General features: G+C 62.3%; 1 protein-coding gene. It reads right to left on the reverse strand.

All coding sequences use genetic code 11. The annotated features are described in order from the left end of the window. A partial coding sequence (locus EN993_RS36725; protein ID WP_127266295.1) for a methyltransferase domain-containing protein occupies window positions 1-427 on the reverse strand: 427 nt, incomplete at both ends.

Consider the following 427-nt stretch of genomic DNA (forward strand, 5'->3'; position numbering starts at 1 on the left):
GCGGGCCCTGCACCCAGGGTGAAGGGGTGCCAGTAGTCTTCAAAGTCCTTGAACACGGCCGGCATTTCAATCCGCGTGGAGTCGATGGAAACCAGGCCCGCCTTCTCAGCGAGATCGGTCAATCCATCTTGTGTGCAAAATGGAAAGCGCCTGTCTTCGGTAAGGTCGATGGCGCCGGGGTCAAGCGCAGTCGCAGCGGTCCAGAAGGCCCGCATGAATTCCACCCCGCCGCCAGGGTAATCCCACACATAGACCCCGATCGTCGCGCCGGGGCGGGCCACCCGCCTCATCTCGGCGAGCGCCTTTTGCTTGTCGGCGATGAAGTTGAGAACGAGCGCCGACACGACCATGTCCTTGCTGCCCGATTCGACAGACAACGCCTGCGCATCGCCTGCGAGAAACTCGACGCGTTCGTCCGGCACGTTTG

Source organism: Mesorhizobium sp. M7D.F.Ca.US.004.01.2.1 (genome assembly GCF_003997785.1).
Taxonomy (GTDB): domain Bacteria; phylum Pseudomonadota; class Alphaproteobacteria; order Rhizobiales; family Rhizobiaceae; genus Mesorhizobium; species Mesorhizobium loti.